We start from the raw sequence: 13,623 nt of genomic DNA on the forward strand, positions 1-13,623 counted from the left end.
GCAGGCTGGACAGATAGAAGTAGCCAACTAGCGCAACGAGAACCCCACCGTGCACCAATACACGATTACGCTCGACACCGGAGCGGGCGATCACATCGCCTGCACCTGTCCGCACCAGATTCACCGGCACACACTGTATAGCCGATAGGACACAACCATTGACGGATTGCTCAACGCCGTCGGGCACGTAAACTCCATTACAGAGATAGTATTGTAATGGAGAACTGGCTGTTGTTAAAACGCTAATACTGTATGATAATCTTCAACAAAGTGTAGAACACTACGGGGCACGGAAGACCCGTACGACGTATGGGCTGACGAGGACCAACAGCCTGCCGTTGAGACGGGTAGATGACCTGTCCGACCGCGCTCGTCGTCCCAAACGTCTTATACCACAGAGATCGAAGTCACGACGTCGAAAGGAGAGCGCAATGCCTTTCGAAAACCTTCCGGGCGTCGCTCGGTCGAGGAAACGGAGAACTTCCAGCGGTTGGTGTACTCGGGACGGAGCACATCTATCACTACCTGCCATTGAAGAATGTGCTTTCGATACCGCGTTATCAAGCGACTTCCCGGATTCTGGGAGTGACCGGTGGGTATTTGGAATCCAATACCGTGAGTTCACTTGGCAACCGGACAGTCCGGGGGTATTGAAAAACGACTAACCGACGGTGAAAAAGCATGGACATTAATGACATCGTTTCGGAAGAGTACATAGAATACACTCCCGAGACGCAGGTTTCGAAACTCGTCGGCACGTTCGACAATCCAGACGTCAAGGGCGTTGTCGTGAACGGCGACAAGTTCGAGGGGGTCATCACCAGAAGACAACTCGCCAACTCGCATCACCAGCCCGGAGAAAAGCTCGGCTCGCTGGTCTGGCACGTCCCCCGACTCGCTCCCGACGAAGACATCCGTAAGGTCGCACAGCTGATGATCGATGGCGACTCCCAACTCCTCCCCGTTTTCGACGGTCGGGAAATGGTCGGAGTCGTCACCGTCGACGGGATTCTCCAGAAGGTCAAGCCGTTTCTCGACGCGGCGACCGTCGCCGACGCCTACACCGACGACCTCGTCTCGGTGAGTTCGGAGTCGACGGCTGGTAAAGTGCTCCACATCTTTCGTGAGAACCGGATTACGCACCTTCCGGTCGTCGAGGATAGCACGGCGGTCGGCATCTTGAGCCTCTACGACGTGACCGACCTGACGGTCAGATCCACCCAGCAGAGTCAGGGTGGTGACCCGGCCGGGACGGACTCGTTCGGGGGAGACCTCTCCGACAGCGCCGGTCGCGTGCGTCGCGGTGGCTTCGGCGCCCGAGAAGGGGAACTTGCGCGTATCCTCGACCTGCCGGTTCGGGACGTGATGGTATCGCCGGTGCGAACGATACGACCTGATCAGACGCTCGACACGGCCGTCGACGAGATGTTCGAGATCGATGGCTCGTCGCTCGTCGTCACTGAAGACGAACGTCCCGATGGTATCGTCACGAAAACGGACGTCCTCGAGTCACTCACGTGGGAGGTCGGAGGCAATCGGGCCGTCCAGATTTACGGCACCGACTTGTTAGACGACGTGCGCTACGAGGAGGTCGTGGAGATGGTCGAGAAGTTCGACGACAGAGATCACGGCATGAACGTCCTAGACGCGAGGATCCACCTGCACAAACACGACGAGAAGCTGCGTGGGACGCCACTTCTGCTCGCCCGCATTCGTCTGCACACCGACCGAGGACTGTATATCGCCTCGGGGACGGGATACGGCGCAAGTCAAGCGATTAACGAGGCGCGGGACATCCTGGAGAGACAAATCCGCGACAAGAAGACCTACGGACGAAGCAAAAAGCACCCGGGCGAGGAGTACTGGAAGAAGCGCTTCGGCTGGATGCTCGAGGAGTGACCGACTACCGTTAGCGGCCCGCAAGCTGCGGGCACCTTCTCCAAGTTCAGCGAACAGTACAGTTGTATCACAGCTACTCGCTAGACCTCTCTTCCCCGAAATCCGAAAAATGGATAGTTAGTACGGGGGTCGTTGCGCCCGGATAACATCGGCAAGCTGTTGCTGTTCATCAGCAAGAAGCTCGGTCAGATCATCAGCCGTGATGATTCCAACCAGCTCGTCGTCGGCATCACAGACGGGAAGCCGCCGAACACCGTGTTCGCACATCAATTCGGCTGCCTGGTGAACCGCCTCGGGGTCACGCCCCGAGGCTTCCCGTGGGTTAATCGGACACCCCCACGCGATCATCGGCCTAATAGCCTCGGGCGGTCGGGTGGGTCACGGTCGGGGCGTCCACGGCCCCCGATGCCTGCCGTCGCACCGTCCGAACAACGGGAAGGCTGTTGAGAGCAGGCACATTCCAGTCCTGATGCGTCTCGATACCTTTCACGGCGATATTCACGCTTGCACTACGGTCACTGTGATCTTGATGGGAACACGACCGACACTTGAACCGCTTCTTGTTCCGATTTGCTCGCTCCGTATGCCCGCACATCGGGCATCGCTGGCTCGTGTACTCGGGTTAATCCACGCAGTTGGGATGCCCTCGAACGACGCCTTGTAGGACGTATAGAACTGAAGAGCGCGGAACGGGAGGTGGTGCAAGCGTCGATTCATCCGCATGCCGTAGTCGATACTGTCACGCATCTCTTTGAGGTCTTCAAAGACGATGCACGGCTTCTCGAACTGACGACACCACTCCATGATGTGACGGCTCACCTTGTGGAGTCGGTCGCGGACGAACCGTTCCTCACGTCCTTCCAGCGTGTCGTGGATGCTGTCTTTCCCCGCGTTCTGCACGCGCTTTCGCATCGTGAAGTAGCGGTGACGCTCGAACTTAATCTCGGGGAAGTCGATGACCAACGAGTCCTTGACGCCACCTTCGGAGAGAGCGGTGAGAGCCACGTTATCCTCGTTCACGTCCACACCGATGACCGTCCGTGAGTCCTGCTTGTCGCGGACGGTCTGCTCGGTGTTGGTGACGTTGACGTGTAGTTCAGCGTTCTCGTTGTGGAACAGGGCTTCCGCCGTCCCAATCTTCCACTCGTCGCTCGTGAGCGCGGTCTTGAGAACGTCGAGGTGGGCGTCACTTCCTTTGAGGACGCCCTTGACGTGCTTGTACGGCTTCGCGCTGATGCGGAACGCCACGTCGCCCTCGTCGGTGAGCGACAGGTTGTACCCCTCCTCGTAATTCGCTCGAAGCGGGTACGCGCCGTCCTTGGTGTGACTCGGAAGCCCGAAGTCGTCGTGCTCGTAGTAGTTTTCCACCGCGCCAAGTGCTTTGGCAACGACGCGCTGTGTCGTGTTTTTCACGAGGTTGGCTTCGTCGGCCACGCGGTCGGGAATCGCGTCCCAGTCCACGGCTTGTTTGGCGAGGCGGATGGTTTCGTTGTACACCGAGCGGGCTTCGAGCGTGGCATCGTACAGCAGGCTCTCGTTGTCACTCTGGATGTTGAGTTGGAAGTCCAGTGTCTTGACGAGAGCCTGTGTGTCGGTCATTCTTCGTCGTTGGGTTGGACGTGACGGTAGTGGAGGAGGAGCGTACGAATCACGCTGTCGAAACTCGTGTGGCCCTCTTCGTCCTTGAGTTCGTCAAGATCGTCGTACACGGCATCGGATACCTTGAGTTGTTTCGTCACGTCTACCCCTTGTCCTTCCACGCTTAAAAGTCTACTGAAGGTTGACTGTGGGGGGCTTTAGAAAATACTTTCGATTGGTAGTTGTGTGGTAGGTATGGGTGAGAAGCGGTCGAATCACACGGTGTACAACGTCAACTACCACTTCGTGTGGTGCCCGAAGTACCGGCACTCGATTCTCGAACCACTCGAATATTCGCTGGAAGCGAGTTTCCGCGACGTGTGCAACGAGTATGGCTACAAGATACTATCGCTAAACATCTCGCCCGACCACGTACACCTGTTCGTCTCCGCTCACCCGAAGCACGCGCCGAGCGAGATTGTACGGACGGTCAAGAGCATCACGGCGCGAGAGATGTGGGAACAGCATGAACCGTTCTTGGAGGACTACCTGTGGAGCGGTGGGTTTTGGGAGGAATCGTACTACGTCGGGACGGCAGGCGATGTTTCGACCAGCACGATCGAACAGTATATTGAGCGAACGGAACACATTTAGCGGAGCGTACGGCCTTCACCCTCGGGGTCGTTCGAGAGTCTCTCGTGATGACGAGACGCCGTCGGCGTCTCGAACCACGTGACCCCGAGGCGATTTACGACTCCTCGTAGAGGTACGCCATCGCTTCCTCGTCGCTCACCTGCTCGAAGTTCTCGTAGAACTGCCCGACCGCACTGAACGCCGGCGTCGTCGTTGGGCAGACCACTTCGTCGGCCTCCGCTCGGAGGTCGTCTATCGTGCTTGGCGGTCCGACTGGGACGGCGACGACGATTCGTTCGGCTCCCTTCTCGCGAGCTAACCGTACTGCGGAGATGGCAGTCGACCCGGTCGCGACACCGTCGTCCACGACGAGGACTGTCTTCCCCGCGAGAGTAGGTTCGCTTCGTTCGCCGCGGTATCGTTCGGCCTTCTCGCGTGCGTTCCGAGCCTCCCGTTCGCGCTCGCGTTCGAGGTAGTCGTCCGAGGCGCCAACTCGCTCGATGGCCGCCTCGTTGAACCATGCGCTCCCGTCGCTGGCTACCGCACCGATGGCATACTCTGGATTGTCTGGCGCACCGATCTTCGAGGCGACGATGATATCCAGTGGCAACTCGAGTGCATCCGCCACCTCGCGTCCTAAAGGAAGACCACCACGTGGGATGGCGAGTACGATGTCAGCGTCTACGTCGTGTTCCGCAATTGCGTCAGCCAACCGCTGGCCAGCGTCGATTCTATCCTGGAACCGGTCGGTTCCCCCTAGTCCCCCAGACATACGCTTCGATAGGACCCTCTGACAGAAAATAACACCGTCTCCTTTCCGTGCGGGTTCGGTGAAACTCCGCGACCGTATGCGAACGGCCAGCGATGCAACCCGAAAAAGTGAGTGCCGTCGCTCCTTCCGGTGGGAGGATACTCGTCTCCGGTACCGAGCGTGCCAGCCGCCAGTTCCTGACCAACTGTCGGGGACGTACACTTATGGATTCCTCCGTCGTATCGGTTCGCGGGAGACACAGTGACAGTACAAGACGTAGCCCGAGCTGGCGTAGTAACGGCTCCCAGAGACAAATCCGCCGGGAATCTGGCCACCGTGATGAAAGAGGAGAACGTCGGAAGTACGATCATCGAAGACGACGGCAGGCCGGTCGGTATCGTCACCGACCGCGACCTCGTCATGGAGGTTCTCGAACCACGCGAAGACCCGACGGAGGTGACCGCCGAAGATATCATGACCGAGACGCTGACCACGGTACAGGCCGACGATGGCGTCTTCGAAGCGACCGAGACGATGTACGAGCAGTCGGTGCGGCGTCTCCCAGTCGTCGATTCAGAGGGAAGTACCGCCGGAATCGTGACGCTGGACGACCTCCTTGTCCTGCTCACCGACGAGATGGACAACCTCGCCGGCGTCATCGAAGCCGAATCACCGCCATACTGAAACCAAAAGCGAACCACCAACGATGACCGTCACGATAAAACTCAACGACGATCTCGCAGAGCGACTCGACCAACACTTGGAGGAGGACGAATCGTACGAGGAACTCATCGAGGAACTGGTGTCGATGTACGAGACCGAGGGGGCGTTCCTCACGGAAGGCTACTCCGAATAGACGAGACGAGATATCTGCATCCACTCCACGTTCACGTGATCAGCACGATTGAGATTCAGTGGGGCCCGGCGACTCCCGAGACGACTGCGAACGTGGTAACGATTCCGTCGTTCGCGCCGTAGATGATCTCCGCCAGATACTCCCCGGACGACTCCACCTCGTCGCCGAGTAGTTGCTCTAACATTTCTGTCCCCTGTACAGTCGAAACCCTTACAAACCTTTCCTCGAAACCCCCTTCGTCAACGAGTAACGCTACTCGTCGCTCCCCGCCGTTCGTTTCACGGAAGATGTCCCGGGGACTAAGAGTACTTCTCAGACGTACTCGAAGACTCGAGCCATCCCTCGTTCCAGGTGATAGTTGTTGTGGCAGTGGAAGAGCCAGTCACCGGGGTTGTCCGCCAGAAAGTCGAACGTAACCTGTCCCCGATGGGGCGGGACGAGGACGGTGTCCTTGACTGCGTCGCCGACCTGGAAGAAGTGGCCGTGAAGGTGCATCGGGTGAATCGCCGGACTGCGGTTTACCATCCGAACCCGAACGTGCTCGCCCTCGCTGATCTCTAGAGGGTCGGCGTCCGGGTACACCTGCCCGTCGATGGTCCACGCTCCGGGTTCCTGCATCATCCCTCCCGAGAGGGTGAGGTCGAACGTCCGGTCGGGTGTACCGCCAACGTCGAGCGGTTCGAGTGCCTGGAGGTCGCCGTACTGTAGCGTCCGACCGTCGAACTGTGGTCGTCCGGCAGAATTGGTCCCGGTCGTGCTATCGTACCGCAGTATCGCTTCCGCAGGTCGCTCACTTCCGACGACGGGTGACGCGACGATGGCCCAGTCCCCGGGGGAGTCGGCCTCGACGATTGCGTCGTAGCGTTCGCCCATGCTGATGTAGAAGGAGTCGACTTCCACCGGTTCGACCGGTCGTCCGTCGGTGTGCGTGACGGTCATCGAGTGGCCGCCGATACCGACGCGGTACGTCGTAGCGCCGCCGGGGTTGATGAATCGCAGTCGGACGCGCTCGCCTTCTTGGACGTCGAATACGGGCGGGTCGGAGGGGAGCCGTCCGTTGATGACCATCCCCTTGTACGGGGGACGGCGGTCGTGCATCGGACCCCCACCTCCTATTCTGCCGTTCCGGCCTCCACCACCGGGGCCACCTCCTCCACCGGGTCCGCCGCCACCGCCGCCGGGACCACCACCGCCACCGGGACCACCGCCTCCACCAGGTCCGCCACCACCAGGTCCGCCGCCACCGGGGCCGCCACCGCCACCGGGGCCGCCACCGGGACCACCACCACCGGGTCCGCCGCCACCGGGACCACCTCCACCAGGTCCGCCGCCACCAGGTCCGCCGCCACCGGGACCGCCGCCGCCGCCGCCACCGGGGCCGCCACCGCCACCGGGGCCGCCACCGCCACGACCTCCCCCAGGTGGCGCCTCGATGGAGTCGAGTTTCGGATCGCCAGCGAAGAAGTCGTCGACCACCAGCGTGTGCTCCCGGTCGTACTCGACGTGGGGCGACTCTTCCTCGACGATCAGTGGCCCGTTGAGCGCCCTGTCGAGTTGGAGACCGACGTGGCTGTGATAGACGTAGGTGCCCGCTGGCGACGCTTCGTATTCGTACGTGAACGTCTCGCCGGGTGGGACCGGGTCCTGCGTGACGTTCGGAACGCCGTCCATCGGATTCGGGACGGGGACGCCGTGCCAGTGAACGGTCGTTCCCTCCGGTAACCGATTCTCGACGGAGACACGCAGCGTGTCTCCCTCGCTCACGCGGAGTTCCGGTCCGGGATACCGGTCGTCGTACAGCCACGTATTGCCGGTTTCGCCCGGCGCTACCTCGGCCTGTCCTTCTGTGGCCACGAGAGTCGGGTCCTGCCCGTCCCCGTTTCCTTCCTCCTGCGACCCGTTGACGGGCTTTGATTCGATTCCGTTTACTCCCCTACTTCCTGCAATTCCCAGTAGTGCCGCGCCCCCTCCGACGCGCAACACACGTCGCCGCGATACGTTCCGTTCGTTGCTGACCATCACGTGCCCTACCACGTCAACAACAAAAAACGAGGGGGCAATGCCCAGCACCTGAGACTTTCGTTGTCTACCTCGGCCAGCGTGTCGGGATGTTTCGGGTGATTGATAATCACCTCGTTCGCGTCGTGTGCTCCCTCGTACGCCTTTGATATTTATCGGGGTTAGATGTATTCGAGATCCACGTGTTGTCGTTAGCCATGGGTTCATAGAGGTTCGACGTGCGGGTCAGCCGTCAGCGCGGTCGTCTTGGCTACGGGTTGTCAGAGATATGTCATCGACTCCTCGTCGGTCACCTGCTCGAAGCCCTCGTAGAACTGTCCCAGCCCGCGGAACGCGGGTGTCACCCTCGGACAGACCACCTCGTCAGCCTCCGCTTGGAGGTCGTCTATCGTACTCGGCGGTCCTACGGGAACGGCGACGACGACGCACTCGGCACCCCCCAGCAGATTACCGAGTTCGGCTCGGTTGCCTTTCCGAGTGCCGACGCCGTCGCCAACTTCGCGAACCTTCGACTCACCGATGAGACGGGGTCGAATCTCTCTTTCCCGCCCTTGGCCTGATTGGCACGGTCATCGCGATTCCGATAGTCCTCTAGCACCTCTATCGCACCGACATCGAGATACTGCTCTGGATCGTCAGTATCTTCGTTTTGCTCTTCTTCCTGGCGTTTCTCTATCGGAGTGTCACCCGTTTGAATCCGAGTTCGAAGGCGAGGCGTGAGATGCTGCACCTCGACTTGTCGTGAGGTCCTCGAACGAACCCCCCGGCAATAGATGTATGCTAACGCGGGCCAATAGTGGCTATATGAGTGTCGAGTCCACCGACCCAGAACCGAATTACCGGCAGTTGTCCGACGACGTGTTCGACCGCCGGATCGCCGACCTTCGGGGACGATACGCGAACTGCGACTTGTGCGCGTACGAGTGTTACGTGGATCGGACGGCCGGCCGGGAAGGCACCTGCCAAGTCGACGACACCGCCTACGTCTCGTCGTACTTCCCTCACTTCGGCGAAGAGGACTGTCTAAAGGGTCACAACGGAAGTGGGACGATTTTCCTGGCGAACTGTAACATGAAGTGTGTGTTCTGCCAAAACTTCGAAACTAGCCACGAGGCCAAAGGCGATCCCGCCACGGCCGAGGACATCGCCGAAATGGCACTCGAACTCGAGGCGAAAGGCTGTCACAACGTCAATTTTGTATCGCCGACCCATCACTCACCGCATCTAGTGGAGGCGATCAAAATCGCGAAGGATCGCGGACTCGACCTCCCGATCGTGTGGAACTGCGGCGGGTACGAGCGCGCGGAAATCCTCGAGAAACTCGACGGAATCGTCGACATCTACATGCCCGACGTGAAATGGTCCGACGATCAAGCGGCGGCGAAGTATTCGAAGGCTCCGAACTACTGGTCGAACGTCACGGAATCGCTTGAAGAGATGCACAGGCAGGTGGGGGACCTGCGGATGAACGATATCGGGTTGGCGACTGGCGGCCTCCTAGTGCGCCACCTCGTCATGCCGAATCACCTCGACAATGCAAAACGAGTCGTTGAATTCATCGCCGAGGAACTTTCCGAGCAAACGTTCGTCGATATCATGGCCCAATATCAGCCGTATTACAAAGCCAAAACCGAAGACTTCTACGGAGAGATCAGCCGTCCGATTACCCAGAAGGAGTACGAGGAAGTGGTGACTCACGCTCGAGACACGGGGCTGGAACGACTCTATCTCGACCAGTCGATGCTCTCGGAACGACCCGGAATCACCGACCTCTTCTAGAGACCTACTCGGAAGCTTCTCCCCTCACGAAATCGGATAAGTCGTCGCTCGTGGCGGGTGAAGGACGTGCTAGAAACCGTTGACGGACCGTCAGTGTCGGTTGCTCGGCAGTCCGAATCACGCGTTCGGTGGTGCTTCCGAGGTGGACTTCGCTCGTCCGACCGTGCGCGCCCAGCGTGAAGAGGTCAACGTCGTTCTCGTCGGCGTAGTCGAGGAGTTCCTGTGACGGTCTTCCACGCCGGAACGACGTCTCGACCTCGACGTTAACTTCCCGACCCATCTCGACTATCCCGTCCAGTCCAGCGTTCCCGCTCTCTTTGAGGATGCCGACGATACTCCGCGGCACGTCTTCGAAGGCGTACGTATTCGTGTCCACGACGTAGAGTGCGTGAACTGTCGTACCGTACATCTCCGCGATGCCGATTCCCTGCTCGGCGGCGGCCATCGAACCGTCACTACCGTCGGTAGCGACGAGTACGTCGTCGAAGATTCCGTAGTGACTTTCCAAATCGAGGGGGATGGCTTCGCTGAATCGAACCGTCAGCACCGGTACGTCGACGTTTCGGACGACCCTGAGCGTCGTACTACCCAGGTCCGGCCCTCTCCCGGCCCGACCGTGCGTGCCCATCGCCACGAGTCGATGTCGCGCTCATCGGCGTAGTCGAGTATCGCCTCGTAGGGTGTTCCCTGTCGGCATCTACGTTCCGCGGCGTCAAGTAAGCACGCGACGGGATCACTCTCTGCTCTGGCCGAACGTCTCTTCGTTCCAGACGTAATCGGACGCTTCCTCGCTCCGTTCGAGGTAGTCCTCCAGCATCTCTTGGACGGTTCGACCGAGATTCTGTAACTCGGCGTCTATCATCGAAACCGTGCTGGAATCGAACGACTCAGTCACCTCCCGCTCGCGCCAGTCGTCCGGAACGCTCGGGGCGTCGTATCGAAGGCGGCCGTCGGTGGGGTCCCAGTAGAAGTCGAACGCCTGAAACAGCCCGAGGTCATCGACGGCCCGAACCTGCTTTTCGTCGAGGTCCGTATACTCGGCCCACTCGTTAAACCCCTCTTTCCACGCACCGTCCTGGAGCCAGTCTTCGAGTGCCTCGCGGTGGAACTCCTCCGACCCGCTCGTCTCTTCCAGCCACTCGAACTCGCGCGGCATGCCTCGGTTCGAGAGGTCCGGTGATTCTGGAAGGTCCACGTCGAGGGACATACGAGCGCTACGACGGGCAGGGAGATAAAGCCAGGTGACGGCGCCAGTCGGTCGAAAGCGCCTCCCTTCGAAGGCGAACAGCGCGAAGCAGGTCTGAACCTACTCGACCCGAGCGAGGGCGAACGCGTTCTCGACGTGGGCTCCGGGACCGGCGAGGCACTCGTGTCGCTTTCGGACTCCGTCGGCCACGCCGGACACGCCGTCGGCGTGGACATCGCCGAGGGTATGTGTCGCACAGCGCGGACGAGTATCCGGACCGCGGGCGTCGGTGACCGCGCCGAGGTGGTCTGCGCGGACGCGACCCGTCTTCCGCTTCGAGACGGATCGATGGACGCGATATTTTCGAGCTTCACGCTCGAACTGTTCGACACGCCCGACATCCCGGTCGTGCTCCGGGAGTGTCGGCGCATTCTCCGGCCAGGGGGCCGCCTGTGCGTCGTCTCCCTTTCAAAGCGACGTGCGGGCCTCGCGACGGGGGTCTACGAGCGCCTGCACACGCTGTTCCCGCGACACCTCGACTGTCGGCCGATATTCGTCCGCGAGGCGGTACGGGACGTGGGCTTTCGCGTCCAGAGCGCCGAAGACGAGGAGATGTGGGGTCTCTCCATCGAACTCGTGCTAGCACGGGCGTCGTGAGAACGACCGTCGCGACCTGCACACCGCCCGAACCTCCGTCCATCCGAGAATATAACACCAACTCCGTCGTATCCCGTCCGAGTAACGTCCTGTCGGGCGTTTCAGCGACGAAACGGCAGTCCTGCAGATGCTTCATCGGTGGCTACGTAGTCGCGTGGTCGTAGACATCGATCCAGACCACTCCGGACGGACGTTCAGCTTCGACGTGAGGGTTTTCGACATCGAGTGACGTCACGCCTGCGTTCGGCGTGGCGTCCGAGAACACGTACTCATTTGTGCATGGGAATCGGAATATGCTGACGCCCGAGAGAAGCCCCGGGTTCCTCGCCCCGTGACAGAGGAGCGGACGATAAAACGAACGGTGACTAGAAACGAAGGCGGAGGCTGAGGTCCACGGTACTCGAAGGCTACACGCGAGAGGAGAGTTCGTATCTGATGCAGCGACAGGACGCGAACGACACGTCGTCGGTAAGTAGCGAGACGGATTATCCGGTCGTGGACGAGAGCTCCAACGAGTCGAAGTGCGAAGCAGCCGAGAAACGGAACGTCGAACGGGTGAGCACCGACGAGTTCCGCGAACAGTTCCCGAGCGAACGCGAGTAACACGACCCCATGCCGGACTCTTATCCCCCCGCGTCGGTGAAGGATCTCGCGCCGAAAGCAGCCGTCTGGCTCGGTGTCCTCGTGGCACTGGCGCTGTTCCTGTTCGCAGCGCGCCTGCTCGGGGCTGCTACCGAGGCGTTCTCTCCAGTCGTCGAACTGTATCTAGATCGAATCGTGACCAGCGATCCGTCGGCCCTCGGTGTCAGTTGGTTGGCGGCCTACGGATTGCTGAATGGCTCGGTCGTGGCAGCAGTATCAGTGGCGTTTTTCCACGCGGAACTCGTCTCGCCAACGCAGTTCTTCCTGTTAGTCGCGGGAGCCCGGCTCGGCGCGTCTGGTGTAATCGTACTCATCGGGGGACTGGAGTTCCTCCAGGAGCGTCAGGGGCCGGTCATGAAGTCGGTGAGTATGGGCATTCTCTCGTTCCTCGTGACCCAGACGATCTACCTTCCTGCGACCGCAGTGGGGTACATTACGCTCGATTGGCTTCTCTCGGCGTTCCCGACGGTCGAGTTGGCCGACGACAGCGGGGGAGCGAAAAGCATGAACGGAACCGCGACCGACGCGCTCGTCGACTACCTCGGTGCCGCTCCGACGTTTCTACTGGCCGTGGTCCTGCTGTTCCTCAGCCTCCGGCTTTTCGACGCCGTCCTCGACAAGGTCGACACTGAACAACTCCGGCACCATTTTCACGACAAGTTCGAAAGCAGGTGGTTCCCGTTCGTCCTGGGTCTCGTCGTTGCCGGGGTGACGGCGAGCATCGTCTTTTCAGTGGGTATCGTCGTCCCCCTGTACAATCGCGACTCGGTGGATCTCGACGACATCGTCCCGTACATTATGGGTGCGAATATCAGTACGTTCGTCGATACAGTCATCGTCGGCGTCGCGCTCGGGGCGGCCGACGCCCTGAGCATAGTCGCGTGGTTCATAGTAGTTCTCGCGCTCGTCACTGGCCTCGCTCTCGCGTTCTATCGACCGTACTTCACGTTCGTCGAGACCTTGTTGACACATACCGTCGAGAACCGCGTCGTCTTCTTCGCCTTCTTCGTGCTACTGGTAGCCGTCCCTGGTCTCCTCATTTTCGTCCAGTAGGCGGCCCCGTCTTGCCACCATTCTAGTACAGAATTTCACGATTCATGCGATAGCTCACCAGCCCGATTACTTCCCTGACATCTTCCACGGCTAAAGTCGTGGGTTTCCACCTCGCAACCGCTGTAATCGGGCAATGGGAGGACGTTCCTCCAACAAAGAACCGCTACGGCGAACGGCTAATCGAACAGGTTCGAATTACGCGTCTCGGTCCGAGGACTCACCCGAAGTGGTTTCGGGTTCGGTCTCACTTTCAGCCTCGGATTGCGGGCCGCCACCGGTTTGTGCCTCTTCGGCATCGCCCCACCCCCCGGCATCAACGACCTTGAACAGCTTACCCCAGCTCTCGTCATCCTCGCTCTCCGGAAGCTGGTCGCGTAACTGCTGGAAGTCGGACAGCGGGACCTGGGTGCGTACGAGATCCGTGATGACCTGGGCGTGGTAAGCTGCTTCCGGCCGGTCAGCGTTCTCGATTTCGCTGACGCGCGAGACGAACTCGCGCCAGTCGAATCGCTCGCCGTGTTCGTGGACGGCACCGGTCATATACCACTTGATCTCCATCGGGAGTGAGGC

The 13,623-nt window shown here is 60.2% G+C and carries 16 protein-coding genes and 2 pseudogenes; 9 read left to right on the plus strand and 9 right to left on the minus strand.

All coding sequences use genetic code 11. From position 1 onward, the window contains the following. Positions 1–681: 681 nt before the first annotated feature. On the plus strand, positions 682–1,899 hold the full coding sequence (locus ACTF4R_RS17850) for a CBS domain-containing protein (RefSeq protein ID WP_440009278.1): 1,218 nt from the start codon (positions 682–684) through the stop codon (positions 1,897–1,899). Between the two features lie 117 nt (positions 1,900–2,016). Here ACTF4R_RS17850 and ACTF4R_RS17855 read toward each other — a convergent pair. The 3 genes and pseudogenes from ACTF4R_RS17855 to ACTF4R_RS17865 all read right to left on the minus strand — a co-directional run. Then, positions 2,017–2,184 (minus strand): annotated as a pseudogene (locus ACTF4R_RS17855) (CBS domain-containing protein); the annotation flags it as partial. 67 nt (positions 2,185–2,251) lie between these two features. Next, a pseudogene (locus ACTF4R_RS17860) lies at positions 2,252–3,498 on the minus strand (RNA-guided endonuclease InsQ/TnpB family protein). Then, on the minus strand, positions 3,495–3,638 hold the full coding sequence (locus ACTF4R_RS17865) for a hypothetical protein (protein ID WP_440009280.1): 144 nt from the start codon (positions 3,636–3,638) through the stop codon (positions 3,495–3,497). The pseudogene ACTF4R_RS17860 and the gene ACTF4R_RS17865 overlap by 4 nt, the downstream one beginning before the upstream one ends. Before the next feature lie 94 nt (positions 3,639–3,732). Here ACTF4R_RS17865 and tnpA point away from each other — a divergent pair, with 94 nt between their 5' ends. Next, on the plus strand, positions 3,733–4,131 hold the full coding sequence (gene tnpA, locus ACTF4R_RS17870; RefSeq protein WP_440009282.1) for an IS200/IS605 family transposase: 399 nt from the start codon (positions 3,733–3,735) through the stop codon (positions 4,129–4,131). Between the two features lie 94 nt (positions 4,132–4,225). Here tnpA and ACTF4R_RS17875 read toward each other — a convergent pair whose 3' ends face one another. Beyond that, positions 4,226–4,882: a phosphoribosyltransferase gene (locus tag ACTF4R_RS17875; RefSeq protein WP_440009284.1), complete on the minus strand. Its 657-nt coding sequence runs from the start codon at positions 4,880–4,882 to the stop codon at positions 4,226–4,228. A gap of 240 nt (positions 4,883–5,122) precedes the next feature. Here ACTF4R_RS17875 and ACTF4R_RS17880 point away from each other — a divergent pair, with 240 nt between their 5' ends. Beyond that, positions 5,123–5,545 carry a CBS domain-containing protein gene (locus tag ACTF4R_RS17880; RefSeq protein ID WP_440009286.1) on the plus strand — a complete coding sequence of 141 codons (423 nt, stop codon included), beginning with the start codon at positions 5,123–5,125 and terminating at the stop codon, positions 5,543–5,545. A 22-nt stretch (positions 5,546–5,567) separates the two neighbouring features. Then, positions 5,568–5,717 carry a DUF7557 family protein gene (locus ACTF4R_RS17885; RefSeq protein ID WP_433629380.1) on the plus strand — a complete coding sequence of 50 codons (150 nt, stop codon included), beginning with the start codon at positions 5,568–5,570 and terminating at the stop codon, positions 5,715–5,717. Between the two features lie 55 nt (positions 5,718–5,772). Here the strand turns inward: ACTF4R_RS17885 and ACTF4R_RS17890 are convergent, their stop codons facing one another. Beyond that, positions 5,773–5,901: a VIT1/CCC1 transporter family protein gene (locus ACTF4R_RS17890; RefSeq protein WP_440009288.1), complete on the minus strand. Its 129-nt coding sequence runs from the start codon at positions 5,899–5,901 to the stop codon at positions 5,773–5,775. 128 nt (positions 5,902–6,029) lie between these two features. Further along, positions 6,030–7,736, minus strand: coding sequence for a multicopper oxidase family protein (locus ACTF4R_RS17895; protein WP_440009290.1), 1,707 nt, complete (start codon positions 7,734–7,736; stop codon positions 6,030–6,032). Between the two features lie 218 nt (positions 7,737–7,954). Between ACTF4R_RS17895 and ACTF4R_RS17900 the strand changes: the two genes are divergently transcribed. Both ACTF4R_RS17900 and ACTF4R_RS17905 read left to right on the plus strand, forming a co-directional pair. Continuing rightward, a complete protein-coding gene (locus ACTF4R_RS17900; RefSeq protein WP_440009291.1) occupies positions 7,955–8,296 on the plus strand; it encodes a hypothetical protein in 342 nt (113 codons plus the stop codon). Positions 8,297–8,540: 244 nt separating this feature from the next. Next, on the plus strand, positions 8,541–9,515 hold the full coding sequence (locus ACTF4R_RS17905) for a radical SAM protein (RefSeq protein WP_440009293.1): 975 nt from the start codon (positions 8,541–8,543) through the stop codon (positions 9,513–9,515). Positions 9,516–9,519: 4 nt separating this feature from the next. Here the strand turns inward: ACTF4R_RS17905 and ACTF4R_RS17910 are convergent, their stop codons facing one another. Further along, a complete protein-coding gene (locus ACTF4R_RS17910; protein WP_440009294.1) occupies positions 9,520–10,143 on the minus strand; it encodes a universal stress protein in 624 nt (207 codons plus the stop codon). Between the two features lie 105 nt (positions 10,144–10,248). Further along, positions 10,249–10,722 carry a DUF7992 family protein gene (locus tag ACTF4R_RS17915; RefSeq protein WP_440009295.1) on the minus strand — a complete coding sequence of 158 codons (474 nt, stop codon included), beginning with the start codon at positions 10,720–10,722 and terminating at the stop codon, positions 10,249–10,251. A gap of 93 nt (positions 10,723–10,815) precedes the next feature. Between ACTF4R_RS17915 and ACTF4R_RS17920 the strand changes: the two genes are divergently transcribed. The 3 genes from ACTF4R_RS17920 (at position 10,816) to ACTF4R_RS17930 (ending at position 13,053) form a co-directional block, all read left to right on the plus strand. Beyond that, the gene (locus tag ACTF4R_RS17920; RefSeq protein ID WP_440009327.1) at positions 10,816–11,358 is read left to right on the plus strand and encodes a class I SAM-dependent methyltransferase; all 543 of its coding nucleotides are present in this window, start codon (positions 10,816–10,818) and stop codon (positions 11,356–11,358) included. Positions 11,359–11,793: 435 nt separating this feature from the next. Then, complete coding sequence (locus ACTF4R_RS17925) at positions 11,794–11,961, plus strand: hypothetical protein (protein ID WP_440009297.1); 168 nt, start codon at positions 11,794–11,796, stop codon at positions 11,959–11,961. Positions 11,962–11,997: 36 nt separating this feature from the next. Further along, positions 11,998–13,053 (plus strand): sodium:phosphate symporter, encoded by a 1,056-nt coding sequence (locus ACTF4R_RS17930; RefSeq protein ID WP_440009299.1) that lies wholly within the window; start codon positions 11,998–12,000, stop codon positions 13,051–13,053. A 195-nt stretch (positions 13,054–13,248) separates the two neighbouring features. Here ACTF4R_RS17930 and ACTF4R_RS17935 read toward each other — a convergent pair. After that, on the minus strand, positions 13,249–13,623 hold a 375-nt coding region (locus ACTF4R_RS17935), incomplete at its 5' end, for a DUF2267 domain-containing protein (protein WP_440009302.1).

Origin of the sequence: Halomicrococcus pelagicus (assembly GCF_051917725.1) — an archaeon.
GTDB lineage: Archaea > Halobacteriota > Halobacteria > Halobacteriales > Haladaptataceae > Halomicrococcus.

Bases quoted from the DNA above. Each gene is read 5' to 3' on its own strand.
- ACTF4R_RS17925 (WP_440009297.1), top strand. From the start codon at position 11,794: ATGCAGCGACAGGACGCGAACGACACGTCGTCGGTAAGTAGCGAGACG.
- ACTF4R_RS17910 (WP_440009294.1), bottom strand. From the start codon at position 10,143: ATGGGCACGCACGGTCGGGCCGGGAGAGGGCCGGACCTGGGTAGTACG.
- ACTF4R_RS17875 (WP_440009284.1), bottom strand. From the start codon at position 4,882: ATGTCTGGGGGACTAGGGGGAACCGACCGGTTCCAGGATAGAATCGAC.
- ACTF4R_RS17850 (WP_440009278.1), top strand. From the start codon at position 682: ATGGACATTAATGACATCGTTTCGGAAGAGTACATAGAATACACTCCC.
- ACTF4R_RS17905 (WP_440009293.1), top strand. From the start codon at position 8,541: ATGAGTGTCGAGTCCACCGACCCAGAACCGAATTACCGGCAGTTGTCC.
- ACTF4R_RS17890 (WP_440009288.1), bottom strand. From the start codon at position 5,901: ATGTTAGAGCAACTACTCGGCGACGAGGTGGAGTCGTCCGGGGAGTAT.
- tnpA (WP_440009282.1), top strand. From the start codon at position 3,733: ATGGGTGAGAAGCGGTCGAATCACACGGTGTACAACGTCAACTACCAC.
- ACTF4R_RS17895 (WP_440009290.1), bottom strand. From the start codon at position 7,736: ATGGTCAGCAACGAACGGAACGTATCGCGGCGACGTGTGTTGCGCGTC.
- ACTF4R_RS17915 (WP_440009295.1), bottom strand. From the start codon at position 10,722: ATGTCCCTCGACGTGGACCTTCCAGAATCACCGGACCTCTCGAACCGA.
- ACTF4R_RS17885 (WP_433629380.1), top strand. From the start codon at position 5,568: ATGACCGTCACGATAAAACTCAACGACGATCTCGCAGAGCGACTCGAC.